This window comes from Robbsia andropogonis (genome assembly GCF_034047095.1).
Lineage (GTDB): Bacteria > Pseudomonadota > Gammaproteobacteria > Burkholderiales > Burkholderiaceae > Robbsia > Robbsia andropogonis.
Genome location: NZ_CP139170.1, coordinates 2988071 through 3007867, shown reverse-complemented (window position 1 = coordinate 3007867; position 19797 = coordinate 2988071). Strand labels below are relative to the sequence as shown.

General features: G+C 57.3%; 16 protein-coding genes and 5 pseudogenes. 10 read left to right on the top strand and 11 right to left on the bottom strand.

Annotated features, from left to right (window positions below; all coding sequences use genetic code 11):
* Nucleotides 1–100: 100 nt before the first annotated feature.
* Together SJQ66_RS26570 and SJQ66_RS26565 are read left to right on the top strand one after the other, a co-directional pair.
* The gene (locus tag SJQ66_RS26570; protein WP_320533730.1) at nucleotides 101–301 is read left to right on the top strand and encodes a hypothetical protein; all 201 of its coding nucleotides are present in this window, start codon (nucleotides 101–103) and stop codon (nucleotides 299–301) included.
* Nucleotides 291–2369 (top strand): recombinase family protein, encoded by a 2079-nt coding sequence (locus tag SJQ66_RS26565; protein ID WP_320533729.1) that lies wholly within the window; start codon nucleotides 291–293, stop codon nucleotides 2367–2369. The genes SJQ66_RS26570 and SJQ66_RS26565 overlap by 11 nt, the downstream gene beginning before the upstream one ends.
* Here SJQ66_RS26565 and tnpC (SJQ66_RS26560) read toward each other — a convergent pair.
* Together tnpC (SJQ66_RS26560) and SJQ66_RS26555 are read right to left on the bottom strand one after the other, a co-directional pair.
* Nucleotides 2349–3350, bottom strand: a complete 1002-nt coding sequence (gene tnpC, locus SJQ66_RS26560; RefSeq protein ID WP_320534757.1) for an IS66 family transposase — start codon at nucleotides 3348–3350, stop codon at nucleotides 2349–2351. The genes SJQ66_RS26565 and tnpC (SJQ66_RS26560) overlap by 21 nt on opposite strands.
* 31 nt (nucleotides 3351–3381) lie before the next feature.
* Nucleotides 3382–3696 (bottom strand): annotated as a pseudogene (locus SJQ66_RS26555) (integrase core domain-containing protein); the annotation flags it as partial.
* Nucleotides 3697–3777: 81 nt separating this feature from the next.
* Here SJQ66_RS26555 and SJQ66_RS26550 point away from each other — a divergent pair.
* Entirely contained in the window at nucleotides 3778–5070 is a 1293-nt protein-coding gene (locus tag SJQ66_RS26550; RefSeq protein ID WP_046154612.1) for an IS110 family RNA-guided transposase, read from the top strand.
* 126 nt (nucleotides 5071–5196) lie between these two features.
* On the opposite strand, the gene SJQ66_RS26545 is transcribed toward SJQ66_RS26550, so the two are convergent.
* The 4 genes and pseudogenes from SJQ66_RS26545 to SJQ66_RS26530 all read right to left on the bottom strand — a co-directional run bounded on the left by SJQ66_RS26545 (nucleotide 5197) and on the right by SJQ66_RS26530 (nucleotide 6976).
* Nucleotides 5197–5712, bottom strand: a complete 516-nt coding sequence (locus tag SJQ66_RS26545) for a DDE-type integrase/transposase/recombinase (protein ID WP_320534756.1) — start codon at nucleotides 5710–5712, stop codon at nucleotides 5197–5199.
* A 32-nt stretch (nucleotides 5713–5744) separates the two neighbouring features.
* A pseudogene (locus SJQ66_RS26540) lies at nucleotides 5745–6103 on the bottom strand (transposase); the annotation flags it as partial.
* A 149-nt stretch (nucleotides 6104–6252) separates the two neighbouring features.
* Nucleotides 6253–6597, bottom strand: a complete 345-nt coding sequence (tnpB, locus tag SJQ66_RS26535) for an IS66 family insertion sequence element accessory protein TnpB (protein ID WP_320534755.1) — start codon at nucleotides 6595–6597, stop codon at nucleotides 6253–6255.
* A gap of 124 nt (nucleotides 6598–6721) precedes the next feature.
* Nucleotides 6722–6976 carry a transposase gene (locus SJQ66_RS26530; protein WP_320534754.1) on the bottom strand — a complete coding sequence of 85 codons (255 nt, stop codon included), beginning with the start codon at nucleotides 6974–6976 and terminating at the stop codon, nucleotides 6722–6724.
* Nucleotides 6977–7095: 119 nt separating this feature from the next.
* Here SJQ66_RS26530 and SJQ66_RS26525 point away from each other — a divergent pair, with 119 nt between their 5' ends.
* The 5 genes and pseudogenes from SJQ66_RS26525 to tnpC (SJQ66_RS26505) form a co-directional block, all read left to right on the top strand.
* Entirely contained in the window at nucleotides 7096–7479 is a 384-nt protein-coding gene (locus SJQ66_RS26525; protein ID WP_320534753.1) for a transposase, read from the top strand.
* The gene (gene tnpB / locus SJQ66_RS26520) at nucleotides 7476–7811 is read left to right on the top strand and encodes an IS66 family insertion sequence element accessory protein TnpB (RefSeq protein WP_320534752.1); all 336 of its coding nucleotides are present in this window, start codon (nucleotides 7476–7478) and stop codon (nucleotides 7809–7811) included. Before SJQ66_RS26525 ends, tnpB (SJQ66_RS26520) begins: the two co-directional genes overlap by 4 nt.
* A 62-nt stretch (nucleotides 7812–7873) precedes the next feature.
* Nucleotides 7874–8458, top strand: a pseudogene (locus tag SJQ66_RS26515) (IS66 family transposase zinc-finger binding domain-containing protein); the annotation flags it as partial.
* 530 nt (nucleotides 8459–8988) lie between these two features.
* On the top strand, nucleotides 8989–10236 hold the full coding sequence (gene ltrA / locus SJQ66_RS26510) for a group II intron reverse transcriptase/maturase (RefSeq protein WP_320534562.1): 1248 nt from the start codon (nucleotides 8989–8991) through the stop codon (nucleotides 10234–10236).
* Nucleotides 10237–10300: 64 nt separating this feature from the next.
* Nucleotides 10301–11059 (top strand): annotated as a pseudogene (gene tnpC / locus SJQ66_RS26505) (IS66 family transposase); the annotation flags it as partial.
* Here the strand turns inward: tnpC (SJQ66_RS26505) and SJQ66_RS29815 are convergent.
* Nucleotides 11057–13135: a recombinase family protein gene (locus SJQ66_RS29815; protein ID WP_320533729.1), complete on the bottom strand. Its 2079-nt coding sequence runs from the start codon at nucleotides 13133–13135 to the stop codon at nucleotides 11057–11059. The pseudogene tnpC (SJQ66_RS26505) and the gene SJQ66_RS29815 sit on opposite strands and share 3 nt — an antisense overlap.
* Nucleotides 13125–13325, bottom strand: a complete 201-nt coding sequence (locus tag SJQ66_RS26495) for a hypothetical protein (protein WP_320533730.1) — start codon at nucleotides 13323–13325, stop codon at nucleotides 13125–13127. Before SJQ66_RS26495 ends, SJQ66_RS29815 begins: the two co-directional genes overlap by 11 nt.
* Nucleotides 13326–13631: 306 nt before the next feature.
* Between SJQ66_RS26495 and SJQ66_RS26490 the strand changes: the two are divergent.
* A pseudogene (locus SJQ66_RS26490) lies at nucleotides 13632–13850 on the top strand (transposase domain-containing protein); the annotation flags it as partial.
* Between the two features lie 189 nt (nucleotides 13851–14039).
* The gene (locus SJQ66_RS26485) at nucleotides 14040–14789 is read left to right on the top strand and encodes a hypothetical protein (protein WP_320534751.1); all 750 of its coding nucleotides are present in this window, start codon (nucleotides 14040–14042) and stop codon (nucleotides 14787–14789) included.
* Nucleotides 14790–15375: 586 nt separating this feature from the next.
* Here the strand turns inward: SJQ66_RS26485 and SJQ66_RS26480 are convergent.
* The 3 genes from SJQ66_RS26480 to SJQ66_RS26470 all read right to left on the bottom strand — a co-directional run bounded on the left by SJQ66_RS26480 (nucleotide 15376) and on the right by SJQ66_RS26470 (nucleotide 19537).
* Complete coding sequence (locus tag SJQ66_RS26480) at nucleotides 15376–17193, bottom strand: alpha-ketoglutarate-dependent dioxygenase AlkB (protein WP_320534750.1); 1818 nt, start codon at nucleotides 17191–17193, stop codon at nucleotides 15376–15378.
* A gap of 407 nt (nucleotides 17194–17600) precedes the next feature.
* Nucleotides 17601–18707 (bottom strand): helicase domain-containing protein, encoded by a 1107-nt coding sequence (locus tag SJQ66_RS26475; protein ID WP_320534749.1) that lies wholly within the window; start codon nucleotides 18705–18707, stop codon nucleotides 17601–17603.
* Entirely contained in the window at nucleotides 18704–19537 is an 834-nt protein-coding gene (locus SJQ66_RS26470; RefSeq protein ID WP_320534748.1) for a hypothetical protein, read from the bottom strand. The genes SJQ66_RS26475 and SJQ66_RS26470 overlap by 4 nt, the downstream gene beginning before the upstream one ends.
* Nucleotides 19538–19797 lie beyond the last annotated feature (260 nt).

The following is a 19797-nucleotide window of genomic DNA, read 5'->3' as shown; positions in this document are numbered from 1 at the left end:
GTTACCGTAGCGACACTGCATAATCTGCATCAATTGCTGGTCGATCTGCATTTGCGGGGAAACTCTCCGGACGGTTCCACCAACGTCCGGGAGAAACGCAATGGGCAATCTGCCAAACGTCGTTCCAGCAGGTCAACAGTTATCGCGGTCGATGCCGCCCCAGATGAACCTGATGTTCGACGCGGTCGAGCTTCAGGGGATGAACGCGGTGCAACGGGCAAACACGCTCAGGCATCTCGCATGCCTGTTGATGCAGGCGGCGGGCATCCCGACTGCGAAGGGGCGTAACGATGACGAATGATGATCGTTTGCCCGCAGATCTTCTTAAACGCAAGGCGGTAGTTTATGTCCGACAGTCCAGCCGAACGCAGGTCCAACTGAACCTCGAGAGCCGGCGCCGGCAGTATGACCTCGTGCAGGAAGCAAAGCGACATGGATTTCGCGACGTCGAAGTCATCGACGACGACCAGGGACGCTCGGCGAGCGGCACAGTTGCGAGACCGGGCTTTGATCGTCTGGTCGCGTTATTGTGTGCAGGCGATGTCGGCGCAGTGCTTTGCCTGGACGCCTCACGCCTTGCCCGCAATGGACGCGACTGGCATCATCTGCTCGAGCTCTGTGGTCTCGTTCAAGCGCGGGTAATCGACCTTGACGGTGTGTACGATCCTTGCCGGGCAAATGACCGGCTATTACTTGGCATGAAGGGCAGCATCAGCGAATTCGAACTCAACGTGCTTCGAACGCGCATGCACGACGCCAAACGAGAGAAGGCACACCGTGGTGAATTACGTATCAGCGTGCCGGTCGGCTATATCTGGCATCGTGATGTTGGTCTGGGTTTCGATCCAGACGCACGGTTGCAGGAAGTCATACGCCTGATTTTTACTCGTTTCCGGCAACTGGGCAGCGCGCGGCAGGTTCTGCTGTCGATGAACGCTGAACAGGTCCACTTCCCGCGCCCCTCTGACGGCCGGACGCTGACGCGGGTCGACTGGACTCCAATACGCTACCGTAACGTGATTTCGGTGCTCAAGAATCCGTTCTATGCTGGTGTCTACGCGTATGGCAAGAGCGGCAAGCAGATGACGATCGTCGAAGGCCGGGCACGCAAGAGCTACAAGCACCGCAAGCCGTTTGAGAACTGGGACGTCATGCTCCGGGAACACCACGAAGGCTACATCGACTGGGCGGAGTTTGAACGCAACCAGAAGAAGCTCGCGACAAATGCTTACGGCAAGGCGGGCGACGTAAAATCCGGTCGTGGTGGCCGCGCGCTGCTCGCTGGCCTGCTTGCCTGCGCACGCTGTGGACGTCGCCTGTCGGTGGCCTACGCTGGACGTATCCCGCAGGCCGTGTACCGGTGTGACCGCTTCGACACGTCAGCGCGATGTATGAGGTTCGGTGGTTCCCGTATCGATGCGACTGTCAGCAAGGAGCTTCTGCGCGTCGTGGAGCCATTGGCGATCGAAGCGGCACAACAGGCTGAGCAAATGCACATGGATACCCTGAACGAGCAGCAACAGATCGTGGAACTCGAACTGCAGCAGGCCCAGTACGAGGCCACGCTGGCTGAGCGGCGCTACGCCGCCTGTGATCCCGAGAACCGCCTGATTGCCGCGCAGCTGGAGAAGAACTGGGAAGCGGCATTACGTCGTGTACAGGCCTGCCAGACGCGCGTGGAGACGGTGACTGCACCAAAGGCGCAGGCTCCCCTGCCTGACTTTACGAAGCTCGCCGAAGATCTTCATGCTGCGTGGAATGCACCGAGCGTCGCCATGCGCACACGTCAACAGCTTGTTCGCGCGCTCATCGTCGATATCGTTGCCGACGTCGACGAGGCTACACGCGAAATCATTCTGACGATCCACTGGCAAGGCGGTCAACATTCCCGGCTACGGATTCGCAGGCCGCGAACTGGCGAGCATGGCTGCAGTACGTCAGACGAAGCGCTCGCGGTTATTCGCAGCATGGTAACCCGATGGTCCGACGAGGACATTGCTGCATCACTGAACCGCATGGGAATACGCACAGGACAGGGCAAGACCTGGACCGCACATCGTGTCAGCTCTGTACGGCATGTCCGCGATATCCACGCCTACAAGTCGGCAGATAAGGATGGCGACTGGCTGACGATGTCTGAGGCAGCGAAGGAGCTTGGTGTCACTCACTACATGATCCGGCGTTTGATCAACGATCGGATTCTGCCTGCCGAGCAGGTCGTGCCTGATGCCCCATGGCAGATTCGGACGATCGATCTGCACAGCGAAGCGGTTACCGCAGCACTGGCGCGCAAGTATCGCCCGTGTCGCAACGATGTCGAAGGCCAGATCCCAATGTTTATCCAGGTTTCAGAAGGAGGTGCACAATGAACGCCCCGTTGCCACGGCGCGCAACGCGCGTTCGACAGCGTTATTGTCAATTTCCGCACGGCCATCCTGGACGAATGTATTCAGCGCATCCCATCGATTGAGCGCGTACTGGATCGCACCGGCGAGCGCCGATTTGGTCGATAGCGTTGGGATCAGCGTGTCTAGCCAGGTTCGCATACTGTCGAGCAATGGTTTGCTGTGTTCGGTTCGTACTAGCAAACGCTTGTCCGGGGGCTCCCCCCTGATCTGCTCTTCAATTGCATACAGTGCCGCGATGCGGCGCACCGCTTCGCCTGCCGCCGGTGACGGATGCGACTTCGTGAGTTCGTAGAATTTGCGTCTGGCATGCGCCCAGCAGGCCGCCTGCGTTCGCGAGTCGCCATACAGCGCGTCATATCCTGCAAATCCGTCGGCGTGGATGATGCCGTTGAACTCGCCGAGATGTCGTTGCGGATGTTCGCCGCGACGATCGGGCGTGAACGCCATCCATAATGCGGGGGCATTCGCCGAGCCCGCTGGGCGTTCGTCACGCACATACGCCCACAACCGACCGGTGACGGTCTTGCCTTTACCCGGTGCCAGCATCGGCACAGGCGTGTCGTCAGCGTGCACGTACTCGAGCTGCTCGGCGACATCCTCACCGATTGGCTTGAGCGCACCGCCGCAGTCCGGGCAGTCATCGCCTGAGGGCAGATGCTCGAGCGTGTCGCGCGGCAGATCCTCCGGCAGCGGCTTGCGAGTGCGGTTTTTACGTTCTTGTTCGACAGGCGTGGCGGGCGCCGGATCTTCCCCGTTGTCGAGCAGCAATTCCTCGAGCTTGAGCTCGAGCTGACCGATCTCGGTCTCCAGCTTCTCGGACTTGCGGCCGTACATCTGGCGGCGAAGCGCCGCGATCTGAATCTGTAAATGCTCGATGAGCAACTCGCGTGCGCTCAGATTCGATTGGAGTTTGCGCACCTGGCCGGCGAGATCCGCGACCATGCGCTGAAGCGCAAGTGACCTGCCCCCGGCATTAGTCTCCAACGGCTGTAGAGTCCGTCGTTAAAAACCCTTTCTGACAGTACGCGGTGGCGAACTGTTCAGGCGTTAGATAACCAAGCGAACTATGTGGCCGCTCGGTGTTGTACTCGATGCGCCAGGCTTCGATGATTTCCCTGGCATGACGCATCGACGTGAACCAATGCTCATTCAGACATTCGTCTCGAAACTTGCCGTTGAAGCTCTCGATATACGCGTTCTCGACGGGCTTTCCTGGTCGAATGAACGACAGCGTAACCCCAGCCTCATAAGCCCAGGCATCAAGCACTTTGCCTGCGAATTCGGGCCCGTAGTAAATGCAGAATGGTGGTCAGCCAATCCCAGTGACTGGCATCCTTAGGTTTCTCGAGGACCACAGGAGGACACCGTGATGGCTGACACTTCCAATACTACGACTGACGTGCATTTCCTTGCAATCGATGTTGCAAAGCAATGGAACGCTGTGTTGATCGAAACCGCGACCGGTATGAAGCATCGCTTCAAGATGGCAAACTCCGCTCAGGATTTTGACCGGCTTATCCAATTCATTCAAAGCCTTGGAGGTCGGTGTAAAGGTGCACTGGAGCCGACCGGCGATTACCACCGCCCAATAGCTCATCGACTTTTGATGGCCGGTGTCGATCTTGTCAGTGTGTCTTCGGTCGCACAGGCTCGCTACCGCGAGGCCAAATTCAACTCATGGGATAAAAATGATCCCAAAGACGCCTCAGTGATTCTGGATATGCTGAAACACGGCATCGTGCAGCAATACGTTGACCCGATGATCGCTGGCAACCATGATCTGCAAGAGCTGTCCAAGACTTACTTCCAGATATCGAGGTTGCGAACACGCGTTCAGCATTCAATCATCAATCACCACGTCCCTCTGTACTTTCCGGAGATGTACAAGTACTGGAGCAGCAGCCGCAGTGAGTGGTGGATACGATTCATGCTGGAATTTCCGACGCCGGCTCATGTGCAACGGCTGACGCGAGAAGAGTTTGTAAAAGCGGCGTGGGACCTTGTCGGTCGCAAGGTCGAGAAGACCCAAAAACTAGGTGAAATCTGGGACATGTCACAACAGTCAGCTGCGCTGCCGCATCACCCAGACAGCCTAGCCGTAGAAACATTTCGACTGTCACTTCGGCAACTTCAGCACTTCAACGAAGCGCGTACGAGTTTGGAGGAGCGTGCCGAAGCGGCATTATTGAACAATGCCGACTACGAACGTTTGCGAACGTTGCCAGGTATTGGTCCGATCATCGCACTTACCATTCTCGCGGAAGCGGGTGATTTGCGCCGATTCCGCCATTATCGGCAATTCCTGAAATATTGTGGCCTTGATCTGGCCAAGCATCAGTCTGGAACGGCACGAGGTCGTGAGCAGTTGTCCAAACGTGGAAACGCGAGACTGCGCTTGGCATTTTGGATGGCAGGCACTGTCGCAGTTCGCCTACGTGAGAATTCATTTAAAGATAAATACGATCGATATATCAAGTCCGATCCTGGCAACGCCGACTTAAAGCGCAAAGCCCTCACTGCTGTTTGCGCGAAGATGGCGCGAGTCGCACACGGAATGATTAAAACGAACCGTCCGTATCAGCGGTTCTTTGAACAAAGCTTACCCAGCGGATCGATCCCTCTCTGCAGGGCCGTTGAGGCACAGCAGCAAGTGACCTCGTAGATAATGATTGGACCTTCCGCTGGGCCCTTATGCTGTTTTAAGTAACGTGAAGATCGAGGTGCGGGCATCTCGAATCTTGTTTCTACTATGGTGAGCTGGGCGAGCCCGTTACAGAGCGGAAGACCGCTAGGAATGTTGCAGGACGCGCTCTTTTAAATGTGCGACGAGCGAAATCTCGCCGCCAGGGGATGCTGTAACTTTTTTGTCTGAGCCTATTGCATTTAGTACGTTATCCACAGTGATAGATAACGGCAAGCCACGCATCTCGCAAAGCCTCTCCATAACCTGCCGTACCCGCAAGCCCGGCAACGACGTATCAACTTCAATCGCCAAACATTCTCGCGTGTAATCGTCGACCACGTTCAAGCTTCGCAAGCGCCGTCCATACGCTAGGCCATCCGATACAAAATCCATCGACCAGCTCTGGTTAGGGCCGCTGGGCACGGGCTTTTGGACTCGCTCGACAGCCGCAATTCGTTTGCGCTTGCGTCGGCGAACGCTCAGGCCAGCGAGGCTGTACAGCCGCCATATCTTCTTATGGTTCGCAATCCAGCCTTCCCGTCGCAGAAGCACGTGAATACGGCGATAGCCATAGCGGCGCTTCACGGCCGCGATAGCGGTCATGCGTTCGTTCAAAGCCACATCGCTCTCGCGAGTCGACTTATAAAGAAAAAAGACCGGGAGATACCAACCAGCCCGCAGGCACGGGTGATGCCCATAGCGCGTTCGGTCATCAACTTCTGAACCGCTTCGCGCTTGGCCTGCGGGCTTGCTACTTTTGGCGCACGAGGTCCTTCAAGGCGGCGTTGTCGAGCATCGACTCAGCCAGCAATCGCTTCAGCCGGACATTCTCGGATTCCAATTCCTTCAGCCGCTGCGCCTCTGAAACCGTCATCCCGCCGAACTTCGCCTTCCAATTGTAGTAGGTCGCCTCGGAAATTCCGTGCTTACGGCACAGCTCAGCTGCCTTCAGACCCGCCTCGGCTTCCTTCAATATGCCGATGATCTGCTCTTCCGTGAATCGCTTCTTCATCTCTCCGCTCCCTTTGGAACGGACTCTACATTATTCGCGTACCAATCGCGGGGAGCAGGTCACAACGACCTCGGTGGGGAGCGCACTGTTAGGGGATTCGGCCATGGCGACAGTTTACGCATTTCAGGCCACGTATACAACTGCTACGACTACGCTGCACGGGGTGTGGCGGTGCGCTGTGGTCGGCGCCAGTCGATGCCTTCAAGCAACATGGACAACTGCGCAGCGCTCAAATGCACGCTACCGGAATCGGCCTGCGGCCAGACGAAGTAACCGTGTTCGAGGCGCTTGCAGAGCAAACACAGACCCTGTCCATCCCACCAGAGTACCTTGATTCGGTCGCCGCGCCGACCTCGGAAGACGAACACCTGGCCGCCGTACGGGTTGTTGGCAAGTTTGGTTTGCACGACAGCGGCCAAACCGTCGAAGCCACGCCGCATATCGGTTACGCCTGCGACAAGCCACACTTGCGTGCCGGGAGTTAGCCCGATCATGCTGCACGTGAGGATGCCAAGGTTTGCGAGATGATCGTGCGCAGAATCTCGACCTCGACGTTCCCCCGAATGACGATCCTGGTATGGCCATGCAGCCACTCGAGCTCAGTCGGGGGAACTGTGGCTAGCGGAGCACGAGCGTATTCTGAAGCAGTGGATGCGGCGCTGACGATGGGCACGAAAGTGACGTGATCGGCACGCTGATGCTCTCGCGACACCAGCGTGCCAGTTGATTGGCGTTGACGCCGTTGGCCAAGGCCAGAGCTGCACGAGAAACCTCCGGCAGCATCGCTTGGCGCACAAGCTCGCGCTTGAATTCCTTGGTGAAACTGCGTCGCGCAGTGCGCGGCGTCACGGGTACCACTTGCTTACCTTCCATCGTCTGCATCCGTCGAAAAATCCGACAGCATGAGCACGGTAAGCGGCCGGTCATCCCATCTGGCATTCGGCATTAGCGCGTAAGAGCATACGTGTCCACGATCACATGGAAGCGGACACATGTACCCTATCGCAGAACAGCCCCGTAAAGGCCGAACCAAGCGTAGCTATTCTCCGGAATTTCGCGCCGATTTAGTTCGGCAGTGCCAGCAACTCGGTATGTCGTGTTCCGCACTCGCGATCTCGCACGGCATGAATCCCAATGTACTGCGTCGTTGGATCAAGGAAGCTGATCAGACACGAGCACCGAAGATGGCAACGCAGCACATTGATACGGTGCCGGCCTTCATCCCGTTGCCAATGGCAGTAACGTCACCTGCGCCCGAGAGCCCCTCGGTGCCGGTGCGCATCGAAGTGCAGCGCAACGGCATCACGATTGCCATTGATTGGCCTGCTGAGCGCCTGAACGACAGTGCCGCCTGGGTGCGGGAGATTTTACGGTGATCCGTATCGACGCCATCTGGCTCGCCATCGAGCCCATGGACATGCGTGCCGGCACCGAGACCGCACTGGCACGTGTGGTCAAGATCTTCGGCGCCGCACACCCGCACCATGCCTATGTGTTTGCCAATGGCCGAGCCAATCGGATCAAGGTGCTTGTGCATGATGGATTTGGCGTGTGGCTGGCAGCCAGGCGTTTGAACACGGGCCGCTTCGTCTGGCCGCAACGTGGCGTCGGGCAACCATTGCCACTGTCCTCGGAACAACTCGCAGCACTGGTACTCGGCCTACCTTGGCAACGCCTGGGAGAAGACGCGGTCGTGCGTGTCACCTGAAGGACAATCGGCACGTGCGCCAATAGGCGAGGTCCTCTTGCCCTGGCACAATAGCGCCTATGATCGATCCGACACAACTCCAGTCCATGAGCGCAGAAGAACTGCGTGCACTGGCCGTGCAGTTGATATCGGATGTGCGTCACAAAGAGGCCGTCAACGCGAAGCTCACCCACGAGATCGCGGTACTGCGGCGTTTGCAGTTCGCCGCCAAGAGCGAGAAGTTGCCGCCCGAGCAGCGTAGCTTGCTGGACGAGGCAATCGATGCCGACCTGATTGCCGTCGAACACGAACTCGCGCACATGTCCGGGCAGCCGCCGCGCGAGACCGAGGCGAACAAGCCGCGCCGCGCGGCGCTCCCAGCAGCATTGGCGCGCGTCGTTTTACACCACCAACCCGAGTCAACGCTGTGCCAGTGCGGCTGCCAACTCAAACGCATTGGCGAAGACATCAGTGAGAAGCTGGACTACACGCCGGGCGTGTTCACGGTCGAGCGTCACATCCGGGGCAAGTGGGCGTGTGCGAAGTGCGAGACGCTGATCCAAGCCCCCGTCGACGCGCACGTCATCGATAAAGGCATTCCTACGGCGGGGCTGTTGGCCCACGTATTGGTCGCGAAATACAGCGATCATCGTGTGTTACGAACACAGCCTCCATAGCAGGAAGGAGAACTGTGGTGCTTTATTGAAGATGAGGGTGGGCCCCTCGGAGTCGGTTTGCAGGAGCAGGCTCCAAACCACCTCAAGCTGCTGGGGTAAAGAGCTCTGGTGGTGAGCGTTGAGGAAAAGGCGCAGCAATGACTGCGTCAGGTGCGGTACAGAGAGACGAATGAAAATGAACCGTCGATGTGGTGTCGAAACGTATATAGATGGCGTCGAAACCGGGCCTTGGTGGTTAGCCCGGGATGAAGGTCGAGGGAAGCCTGCCGACTGCTCGACCGGCGCCCGGCATGAAGGCGGCGTGACTCTGTATCAGGCTTCAGTAAGGAACGTAAGAACCTGTCGTCCCGATGTTAAGGGAGAAGTTCAAGTGGAAAGCCTCTGCGAGAACGAGAGTACCGATGCGGGGCACAGGGACGGAGATGCTCGTAGTAGGGTAGAAGGCTCTGTAATGGAGCTGGACCGAAGGGGCGTCGTCGTTCGGTCTCAGCATGGACACAACCTGCAAGGGGATGACGTTCATGTCTGAGGCAAAGTCGTTTGATATTACCAAGCGTGAAGTTTGGGACGCGTACAAGCGCGTCAAAGCGAATCGTGGCGCGGCCGGAGTTGACGGGGTCGGTATTATCGAGTTCGATCGAGATCTAAGCAGGAATCTTTACCGGATCTGGAATCGAATGGCCTCGGGCAGCTACTTCCCGTCACCGGTCAAGCGAGTTGACATTCCGAAGGGGGATGGCAAAACGCGACCGCTGGGTATTCCCACGGTTGCTGATCGGATTGCACAGATGGTCGTTCGGCGACGGCTTGAGCCGTTGCTGGAGCCGGTATTCCATAAGGATTCTTATGGCTATCGACCGGGGCGCTCGGCACACGATGCCTTGCGCGTTGCCAGAAGTCGTTGCTGGCAACGTCCCTGGGTGCTTGACCTTGATATCAAGGGGTTCTTCGATAACATCGATCACGCCCTATTGATGAAAGCTGTGCAGCGGCATACCGACTGCCGGTGGACTGCGCTGTATGTTAGGCGCTGGCTGAGCGCGGATGTGGTGATGCCGGACGGAACACGGCAAATGCGCGATAGGGGCACGCCGCAAGGGGGTGTTATTAGTCCCTTGTTGGCAAACCTCTTCCTGCATTACGCGTTCGACAAATGGATGGAGCGACATCATCCTACGGTGTCGTTTGAACGCTATGCGGATGACGTCATCTGCCATTGTGAAAGCGAAGCGGAGGCGCAGTCGTTATTGACTGATCTTAAAGCTCGTATGGCACAGTGTCAGTTGGAATTGCATCCAGAGAAAACTCAGGTCGTATATTGCGTCGATGCGAATCGGCGTGGTGACTTTGCTGTGAAGCGGTTCGACTTCCTTGGTTATACGTTTAAGCCAAGACAGGCGATGAATCGGCGAGGGGAGTTGTTCACAAGCTTCTCGCCGGCCGTGAGCGACAAAGCGGCGAAAGCTATGCGGCAGGAGATGCGTGATTGGGGCCTATCTCGCCTGAGCCGATATGATTTGGGGGAGCTGCTAGCGCGGCTTCGACCGAAGATTGTTGGTTGGGTACGGTATTACGGGCTCTTCCATCCGTCGACCTTGCAACGTTCCCTGAAGGCACTGGACTTCCATCTAGTGCGATGGGCGCGACGCAAGTACAAGAAGCTTCGCGGCCATATCTCGAGGGCCTGGGATTGGCTGTCTGATCTTCAACATCGCGCTCCGACGCTATGTCCGCATTGGGGCGCGGCAATACAAGCGACTGGACGATAGGAGCCGGATGAGTCGAGAGATTCACGTCCGGTTCTGGGAGAGCGCAGGGGTGAGATTCCCCTGCGCCACTCACCTCCCGCTTTACCGCCAAGAGCGCATCTTCGAGCGCGCGGGCTTCGCCATCCCTCGCTCCACCATGGGCGCGTGGATTGGCGCATGCGGGGTGCAGTTGCAGCCGTTAGTTGACGCCCTGCGTGCGCAAATTGTTCAGCACCGCGTGCTGCAAGCGGACGAAACACCGGTCTCGATGCTGGTGCCAGGCAAACAGAAGACGCACCGATCCTATCTCTGGACTTACTGTCCTGGCGCGTTCGAGTCAATGAAGGGCGTGGTCTACGACTTCGCTGAGAGCCGTGCGGGAGAACATGCTCGTGCCTTCCTCGGCAACTGGCAGGGCAAGCTCGTTTGCGACGACTTCAGCGGATACAAAGCCTCATTCGCCCAGGGCGTGACGGAAATCGGCTGCATGGCGCATGCACGGCGCAAGTTCTACGAGTTGCACGCGAGCAATAAAAGCCAGATTGCCGAAGAGGCGTTGACTCACATTGGGCAGCTCTACGACATCGAGCGCGAAGTACAAAATCTAGAACCCGATGAGCGTCACGAACGACGACAGAAACGAAGTCGGCCCATTGCCGATGCGCTTCATACTTGGATGCTGCTGCACCGTCAGCAAGTGAGCGAAGGCTCGGCGATTGCCAAGGCGCTCGACTACAGCCTACGTCGCTGGGAAGCGCTCACGCGATTCTTGGACGATAGCCAATTGCCCATTGATAATAACTGGGCAGAAAATCAAATTCGCCCGATCGCAACGGGGCGTTCATTGTGCACCTCCTTCTGAAACCTGGATAAACATTGGGATCTGGCCTTCGACATCGTTGCGACACGGGCGATACTTGCGCGCCAGTGCTGCGGTAACCGCTTCGCTGTGCAGATCGATCGTCCGAATCTGCCATGGGGCATCAGGCACGACCTGCTCGGCAGGCAGAATCCGATCGTTGATCAAACGCCGGATCATGTAGTGAGTGACACCAAGCTCCTTCGCTGCCTCAGACATCGTCAGCCAGTCGCCATCCTTATCTGCCGACTTGTAGGCGTGGATATCGCGGACATGCCGTACAGAGCTGACACGATGTGCGGTCCAGGTCTTGCCCTGTCCTGTGCGTATTCCCATGCGGTTCAGTGATGCAGCAATGTCCTCGTCGGACCATCGGGTTACCATGCTGCGAATAACCGCGAGCGCTTCGTCTGACGTACTGCAGCCATGCTCGCCAGTTCGCGGCCTGCGAATCCGTAGCCGGGAATGTTGACCGCCTTGCCAGTGGATCGTCAGAATGATTTCGCGTGTAGCCTCGTCGACGTCGGCAACGATATCGACGATGAGCGCGCGAACAAGCTGTTGACGTGTGCGCATGGCGACGCTCGGTGCATTCCACGCAGCATGAAGATCTTCGGCGAGCTTCGTAAAGTCAGGCAGGGGAGCCTGCGCCTTTGGTGCAGTCACCGTCTCCACGCGCGTCTGGCAGGCCTGTACACGACGTAATGCCGCTTCCCAGTTCTTCTCCAGCTGCGCGGCAATCAGGCGGTTCTCGGGATCACAGGCGGCGTAGCGCCGCTCAGCCAGCGTGGCCTCGTACTGGGCCTGCTGCAGTTCGAGTTCCACGATCTGTTGCTGCTCGTTCAGGGTATCCATGTGCATTTGCTCAGCCTGTTGTGCCGCTTCGATCGCCAATGGCTCCACGACGCGCAGAAGCTCCTTGCTGACAGTCGCATCGATACGGGAACCACCGAACCTCATACATCGCGCTGACGTGTCGAAGCGGTCACACCGGTACACGGCCTGCGGGATACGTCCAGCGTAGGCCACCGACAGGCGACGTCCACAGCGTGCGCAGGCAAGCAGGCCAGCGAGCAGCGCGCGGCCACCACGACCGGATTTTACGTCGCCCGCCTTGCCGTAAGCATTTGTCGCGAGCTTCTTCTGGTTGCGTTCAAACTCCGCCCAGTCGATGTAGCCTTCGTGGTGTTCCCGGAGCATGACGTCCCAGTTCTCAAACGGCTTGCGGTGCTTGTAGCTCTTGCGTGCCCGGCCTTCGACGATCGTCATCTGCTTGCCGCTCTTGCCATACGCGTAGACACCAGCATAGAACGGATTCTTGAGCACCGAAATCACGTTACGGTAGCGTATTGGAGTCCAGTCGACCCGCGTCAGCGTCCGGCCGTCAGAGGGGCGCGGGAAGTGGACCTGTTCAGCGTTCATCGACAGCAGAACCTGCCGCGCGCTGCCCAGTTGCCGGAAACGAGTAAAAATCAGGCGTATGACTTCCTGCAACCGTGCGTCTGGATCGAAACCCAGACCAACATCACGATGCCAGATATAGCCGACCGGCACGCTGATACGTAATTCACCACGGTGTGCCTTCTCTCGTTTGGCGTCGTGCATGCGCGTTCGAAGCACGTTGAGTTCGAATTCGCTGATGCTGCCCTTCATGCCAAGTAATAGCCGGTCATTTGCCCGGCAAGGATCGTACACACCGTCAAGGTCGATTACCCGCGCTTGAACGAGACCACAGAGCTCGAGCAGATGATGCCAGTCGCGTCCATTGCGGGCAAGGCGTGAGGCGTCCAGGCAAAGCACTGCGCCGACATCGCCTGCACACAATAACGCGACCAGACGATCAAAGCCCGGTCTCGCAACTGTGCCGCTCGCCGAGCGTCCCTGGTCGTCGTCGATGACTTCGACGTCGCGAAATCCATGTCGCTTTGCTTCCTGCACGAGGTCATACTGCCGGCGCCGGCTCTCGAGGTTCAGTTGGACCTGCGTTCGGCTGGACTGTCGGACATAAACTACCGCCTTGCGTTTAAGAAGATCTGCGGGCAAACGATCATCATTCGTCATCGTTACGCCCCTTCGCAGTCGGGATGCCCGCCGCCTGCATCAACAGGCATGCGAGATGCCTGAGCGTGTTTGCCCGTTGCACCGCGTTCATCCCCTGAAGCTCGACCGCGTCGAACATCAGGTTCATCTGGGGCGGCATCGACCGCGATAACTGTTGACCTGCTGGAACGACGTTTGGCAGATTGCCCATTGCGTTTCTCCCGGACGTTGGTGGAACCGTCCGGAGAGTTTCCCCGCAAATGCAGATCGACCAGCAATTGATGCAGATTATGCAGTGTCGCTACGGTAACTCTCGGTTCGCCGAGAACCATCGCTGAACAAATCGCGGCATCGAGCATCCATCCCGCGATCATCCTGATTACACCGGGGTCCGCCTCCACATGGACGACCTGACCTCCGCCGCGACGCTCGATGTCTTTAACCTTGACGCGACGCCCATACAGCGGATGCCAACGATAATGAATCTCGACTTCCTGCCCGATATGGGCAGAATGAACGGGAAATTGCGCTGGGCCGCAAGAATTATCTATTTGCTGGCTCGGAGTCAGGGGGCGAACGTGCGGCCGCCATGTACAGCCTAATCGGTACGGCCAAACTGAACGGCATCGAGCCCGAAGCGTATCTGCGCGATGTGCTCACGCGCATCGCCGACCACCCGGTTAACCAGATCGACGACCTGCTGCCGTGGAACATTGCTTCCAGCAAACCCCGCTAAGCTTAAAAGGCTTATTAAAGTGCCCATTTATTTTTAAATGGGCACTACCGGCATGCCGCCAATCGATACCCGGCCACATGAAATACGCGGCTGACAAGATGCCTTCGGTCGACGCTTACAGACAATGTCGTGACACGGTCGGAGCTTCCCGGCAGAAGAGGTTACCGCTACTCAGTGAACCACCCAAGCATGTGGACCGGCAAAGCCAGCGTGCAAGAGAAAATGGAAATATTCCGAAAGAAACGACGCGATGAAAGCACTGACGGCGAAGATTTCGAGCCAGGGGATGTATTGCCGACTCGTTGGTGGGATAACAACAGACGGGTTGCTGATGTGAGCACCGAAAGTTGTTCGTCGAACAACGGCGCAGTTGTCGGCGCTACAACCAAAAAACAAAAACATACTAAAAAGAGAAAAGACAATTCTAAAGCTAGCGAGCCTTCATCCAACAAGGATTTCGCACGTTTCTGGGCAGCTTATCCGCGTCCGCGGGCCAAGGTTGCAGCCAAGGATGAGTACGCCGCACTGAAACTGGATTCGACTGCCTTTTGCGCGGTCCTAGACGGTCTCGAACGGGACAAAAAACGCTGGACAGATGAGGATACGCCCCCACAATTTATTCCCTTCCCGGGCCGCTGGCTTCGCGAGCAACGTTGGGAGGAAGACATCCCGGCTGACCGCCCAAAGGAAAATACGGGTCCATCGTGGTGGACATCAGCTTCCGGGCTAGTCAGCAAAGGCCAGGAGCTTGAGTTGAGTCAGGGCGAAGACGAAAGCTTCCCCGATTTCAAAATGCGAGTTTTGCGAGGCGCAGGAAAAGGTCCTTGGATCGATGAAATGCTAAAGCGTGTGCCAAGCGATAATTTCCAAGCGAGCGGGCTGAACTCAATACAGATTGACATGAAGAAATTTTCGCGTCAGCGTGATGACGAAGCGTAAAAAACGAATGTCGAAGGCATGATAGCCATGTTATTCGGTTTGGCGCAAGCGGCCCCTTTTAATCTCGGGAACGAAAACGAACCCGGTGGGGAGTTATTCCACGGGTATCAAGCAGAGCGCTGAAAGTAGTGCTCTAGGCTCCAGACTTGCGTTAGTTTTCAAGAGGGAAAAGCGCCTCAATTGGGGCGCTTTTCGATTGTGCTGACGCAATCAAAATGCGCAAATGCATTTCGATCGTGTACGGTTCTGAGCACAGCCTTGCAATCAGCAACGAGATTGGCGCTTGCAGGCACTCGCGCCGATAGAACGCCCTGGCCACTCGGCCTGACGATGGCGTTGGCAGGTATCGGCAGCTTTGCCTGTGCGCGGCTGTTGCTTCGATCTCGTCAATAGAAAGTCGCTAGGAAGCACGTTGGCTTTACACGCGGCCGAACTTTCTATCTGTGTCACATTTTTGTCCACAATTCGGTCGTAGCCGTCATTCGACAGACGCTAGTTTTGAACATTTATCCGCACTCGCAACATGGTGCACCATTGGTGCGCGAACGTGGAGAAGTCCGCCACTGGTCAGTTAGCTTGCATAAGTCTAGATCGCGACCTTCCGGAAGGTGATGGATATGCGTCGACCCCGACGTACTCCGCGCTCCGTGAGGCGTGTGGGGATCTCGTGATGCCAAGCACTCCGTGCCTCACCATCTAGAACCACTGCACTGCAGCGCGTAAGTGATTGAATGAATTTTTCGGTTTCCACAGCGATCTTCCGAGTGAAGACCATGTCCCATGTTTCCAGCAAGCTGATGGTGACGACTGGACCGCGGAAACAATCCTTGCAATCGATGTGTTTCGAGATACCCTGGTTGCCTTCGTAGTTGTTGACGATCACTTGGTCCGGTAACTCTGGAACGACGCCTGATGCGAGCAGACGTTCAGCCAAATCCTCAGCCCATCTCGGGAGCGGGCCAAGGTAGTTGGCCTGTGTGATTTGCCGAGCTTTGTAGTCATAGCGCCAGCCGTAATGCTGGACCCGACGCTTCATCAATTGATCCCATTCAACGGAGTCGATAATGGTGACCAACCGGTGTTCTTCGTCGTCGGTGATAAAGTTGGGCAGCACTTGCAGGCCAACTGGTCCAATAGCGCTCTTCGTGCTCAGCTTGGATGCCCGCTTGTTTGCAAGCTTCTTCGGTAAAGTGGTAGATGACGCTTGATTAGCAGAGGTGCGGGGCGGAAATGCATCACCATCCTGCCGAGGCAAAGTGCTTGACGGACGCACGAGGCGGCGAGTTATACCTGCAGTCGCCAGCCATTCCTTGAAGCGAGGCTGGTTTAGCCGACGTTCAAGTGTGACACCTTGACCAAGCGCGAACTCAATCCGGCCACTGACGGTCAAAGCGGATTCCTTCTGCACCTTAAAAACACCGTCACCGGAAAGCTGGATAGTTGCGTTTTCCACCACGACCAACTGTTCGAGTGAGTTAGGACATTCTTCAAGAGCAAGGGCCTGTGCCTCCAGCTGAACCGCCGGGTCTTCAAAGGCTGCTCGATACCAACTGCCTCGGGTTCCTAGCCTGTGCTCGGCCCACGTCTGCGAGTCCGCCGTCATCACGACTACTCCATCGTCGACACGCCACGCTACATTGTCTGGCGTAAGCGCATGCCAAGGCCCCGAGCCGTTCGTACCAGCCTGCTGCCAGGTCTTTAACGCTAGCAGCTTTCGGCACTCCGTGGATCCGCGAAACTGTGTCGGCAAGGACCCGTAGCCCTGCAGATAGCCAGCGAGTGTCATGCCAGTCCACCAGACCAGGGGTGGGATTGCGGGCCACCCCTCACGCCAGCTGGAAAACTTCTCGGGCGACGGCCGGAGTAGCAGCAGTTGAAGCGTAAGGGCAAGGAAGTCGTCGTGTGCTCCAAGGTCTTGCACCGTTCCCTTGTCGTTCAGGAGCGCCATCGCGCCCTCCGAGAGTTTCGCCAGTCGAGTCTCATCCTCGCCAAGACCTCGCGCTTTCTCACAGATGTCGGAGAGGATGGTCTTCGCCCGCCATTCGTTCAATCTTCCTGGTTGCGAGAACTGCACAACTATGGCCCGCCAGAGTCCTGGGAGTTGCTCCTGCTCCGCACTGTCGACCCAAAGCGCAACTCGCCACCAGGGGGCGTGAAGTTTTTCGACAGACTCGGAGTTCGCAACACCAGCGCAAAGCAGGTCGCAAAACAACTCGATCCATGGATCAATCACCGGAACAGCGAAAGCTGCCATCGCCGCAGCGCCTCGCAATGCGTTCCAGTTCGGAGGAGGCTGCGAAGTGCTGTTCCTTGGGGGCGCGTCCTCTGGCGGTGCGACTTGCGATAGCACGCCAACTTTGAACGGTTGGGACGGGACCTCCATGTCCGTGAAGTTGCGAGCCATTGCCAGAAGTTTCGCCTTGGTCGCCTCTGAACTCACGCTGAAATGGTCAACCGCAAACGCTGGCAGCGGGCCCTCCCATGACACAACGGTATCGCTGGCTCTCAAGCCGCGCAAAGTAGTCTCGGCCCAAGCGTCATCCCTCCATACCATGATAGCGCTGTCCGGAAGACTCTGGGCATCGAACCATATGCCGACGGATGAAGAGTCGCTGCTGGGATCGCTGCTACAAACCGACTGTGTGCCGAGAAGCAGGTGCCCTGTCGGCGGTATTATCCATTCGCTGCTGAGGAAGTGCAGAAAGGCTGTCTGGTCCAGGGCGAGGCCAAGCAGACGCACACTGCTAGCAGCTTGTTTTTCAGGTGCTGGCACGGATGCAATTAGCTCCAACTGGTCGCCTGACATAGTCGTCATCGGTCTAGGACCGGAGGAGGAGGAAGACTGGCCAATTGTGCGTCGATAAGTAGTGTTGGCCCATTGACGAGAAGCAAGGTGTCCCGAGCGCGGGCACATAGCATGTATAGGCGCCGTTGCTGGACCGGAAAAATCACTGGCAACGAGCGGTCCAGATCTTGGAGGTACACGGTGTCGAACTCAAGCCCGATGGCCGATTCGCCAGAGATGATGGTGATTCCAGCATCTCGTAGGCGAATGGCGGCCTCCGCCCGGGGTTCGATATTATTAGTGTACATGTCGACGCGGGCGTCAGGCAACCGGTCTCTAAGCAAGGTGTACAGGATACTGACGTCGTCCACGCGGTAAACGATTACCCCAATAGAGCCACCGCGGTTTTCGAATCTGATGGCAACCTGTTGAGCCAACTCCCCCCAGTTGGTTACCGTGATCATCCTAGGAGATTCGTTAGATCGCCCGCGCTGAGCCGGTGCTGGGGGAACATTGCGGTTCTGATGGAAACACTCAACCAGTTCAGCAATCTCCAGCGTGTTGCGGTGATTGACGGTCAGAAGATGCATTTCCGTAAAACCGGCGCTTTGCAAATCCGCAACGTGACAACCGCCGGCTTCTGTCGACTGGTTCTCGTCTGCAAAGACTGAGACGGCTAGAGCCCCAAAGCGGCAGGCCCAAACGAAGAATTCCTTCGGCAGATTCTGTCCTTCGTCGACGATGAGGTGATCGATCGACGGCACAACGTTGGCCTCTGTATAGTCTTGAAAGACTTGAGCCCAATTGAAATTGTACCGACAAATTTGAGGAATGTTGCGATTGAAGGTATCCCTGTAATGGTTCCAGACAAGCGTGTGCATTGTCGTGCTAATGACTGGCGCATTTCCCTGATCTTGGGAAATTTGCGTAGCAAGTGCGGCAAGCAGCCTGTTCTTGGTGACCACGGTCACCCGGCATTGGAATTCAGGCCCGGCAAGTATGTTGGCCTTCCAGAGAGCCACGGAGGTCTTGCCGGACCCAGGCGGTCCAACCACCAGGATCGACCGGTCGGGATCCTCCATAAATACCCGGCGCTGTTCGTCGAGCAAGGCGCTGAAGCTCGGTAATCTCATCGGCTAACCTCGCTTAGCAGCATCGTTAGTGGCGCCCGCGTGAAGAGGGCATAGTGGATATTGCGTGGCCTCTCGCCGTCTGTCAGTAATTCAGTGTCGACCGCCTCGCACTTAAAGCCGGCAGCCACCATACCGGCGTGAAATTCGGGGAATGCTATGCGCCGCTCGGCCTGCGCAGAGTTCGTGTACAGCACTGCGACCGGGCCTGGGCCGATACGGCCGCATGCATCAACGATCTCGCGTACGATCAGCCCAACATTGAGCGACGCGCTGGCCAGCAGGTAGGATAGGACTATGATGGTCCAGCCCAACCTCTGCTGCCCGAAATCAATGCCGCTTATTGAGTCGGCGAAACCCACTCCCGTCTGAAGGCTTAGCCCCCCAACCTCCCGCGCGGCCTGCGCGAGCTCAACGCCAAGGGCGCGCATTTGCTGGGAAGTGTCGACACCGAAATATCGGAAGGCAACGTCGTTGCCGGCCACGTTGGCGAGTGCTAGGCCTGCGGTGAACGGTCCGCACCCAATGTCGAGCATCGTGGCGCTGTTCAGGTGCTGCGGGAGATTCGCGAGTTTTTGGAATGCGTGGATCAGCTCGAGAACGTGGCCCTTTTGGTTGAAGAGCGCGTAAAGCATTACCCTATCTCTTGGGGACAGGTCTTCGAAGGGCTCATCAAAGTTCGCCTGCCCGCCGCCGATAGCGTGGTCGAAGATCCAACGGCTCGACTTCCCTAATCGCGTCCCATTCTGGCGCGTCTCCCTTCGGTCGTTGTTGAGCGGGTCGACGATGCATGTGCGGCGCACATGCTCATACCACGGGCTGACTGTAATCAAGCTGCCTCCCTAGCTTCATTTGTTAGCACATGTAACGGGCTGATTGTTGCCTATGCTTGCCAACGCGACAACTGGATTCGGTTGCCAGGGGTGCCGGAAAGGGCTGCTTGCATGCCTCGTAAGGCGCCATCCTAGCAAGTCCGCTGAAAGAATTGAGAGTTGCTGTGATGATCGGCATCATCGATGCGCTCGGACAAAATAGATAGCCGCAGCAGCGGGGCGCTATAGTCTGTTAACAAGGCGAACAATGGGCGTGTGGG

What these genes read in the sequence shown, in the direction of transcription:
- SJQ66_RS26475 (WP_320534749.1), bottom strand. Translation starts at nt 18,707, where the DNA reads ATGAGATTACCGAGCTTCAGCGCCTTGCTCGACGAACAGCGCCGGGTA.
- tnpB (WP_320534755.1), bottom strand. Translation starts at nt 6,597, where the DNA reads ATGATCGGGCTAACTCCCGGCACGCAAGTGTGGCTTGTCGCAGGCGTA.
- SJQ66_RS26550 (WP_046154612.1), top strand. Translation starts at nt 3,778, where the DNA reads ATGGCTGACACTTCCAATACTACGACTGACGTGCATTTCCTTGCAATC.
- SJQ66_RS26530 (WP_320534754.1), bottom strand. Translation starts at nt 6,976, where the DNA reads ATGGAAGGTAAGCAAGTGGTACCCGTGACGCCGCGCACTGCGCGACGC.
- SJQ66_RS26480 (WP_320534750.1), bottom strand. Translation starts at nt 17,193, where the DNA reads ATGGCTCGCAACTTCACGGACATGGAGGTCCCGTCCCAACCGTTCAAA.
- SJQ66_RS26570 (WP_320533730.1), top strand. Translation starts at nt 101, where the DNA reads ATGGGCAATCTGCCAAACGTCGTTCCAGCAGGTCAACAGTTATCGCGG.
- tnpC (WP_320534757.1), bottom strand. Translation starts at nt 3,350, where the DNA reads ATGGTCGCGGATCTCGCCGGCCAGGTGCGCAAACTCCAATCGAATCTG.
- SJQ66_RS26565 (WP_320533729.1), top strand. Translation starts at nt 291, where the DNA reads ATGACGAATGATGATCGTTTGCCCGCAGATCTTCTTAAACGCAAGGCG.
- SJQ66_RS29815 (WP_320533729.1), bottom strand. Translation starts at nt 13,135, where the DNA reads ATGACGAATGATGATCGTTTGCCCGCAGATCTTCTTAAACGCAAGGCG.
- SJQ66_RS26485 (WP_320534751.1), top strand. Translation starts at nt 14,040, where the DNA reads ATGTGGACCGGCAAAGCCAGCGTGCAAGAGAAAATGGAAATATTCCGA.
- ltrA (WP_320534562.1), top strand. Translation starts at nt 8,989, where the DNA reads ATGTCTGAGGCAAAGTCGTTTGATATTACCAAGCGTGAAGTTTGGGAC.
- SJQ66_RS26495 (WP_320533730.1), bottom strand. Translation starts at nt 13,325, where the DNA reads ATGGGCAATCTGCCAAACGTCGTTCCAGCAGGTCAACAGTTATCGCGG.
- SJQ66_RS26525 (WP_320534753.1), top strand. Translation starts at nt 7,096, where the DNA reads ATGTACCCTATCGCAGAACAGCCCCGTAAAGGCCGAACCAAGCGTAGC.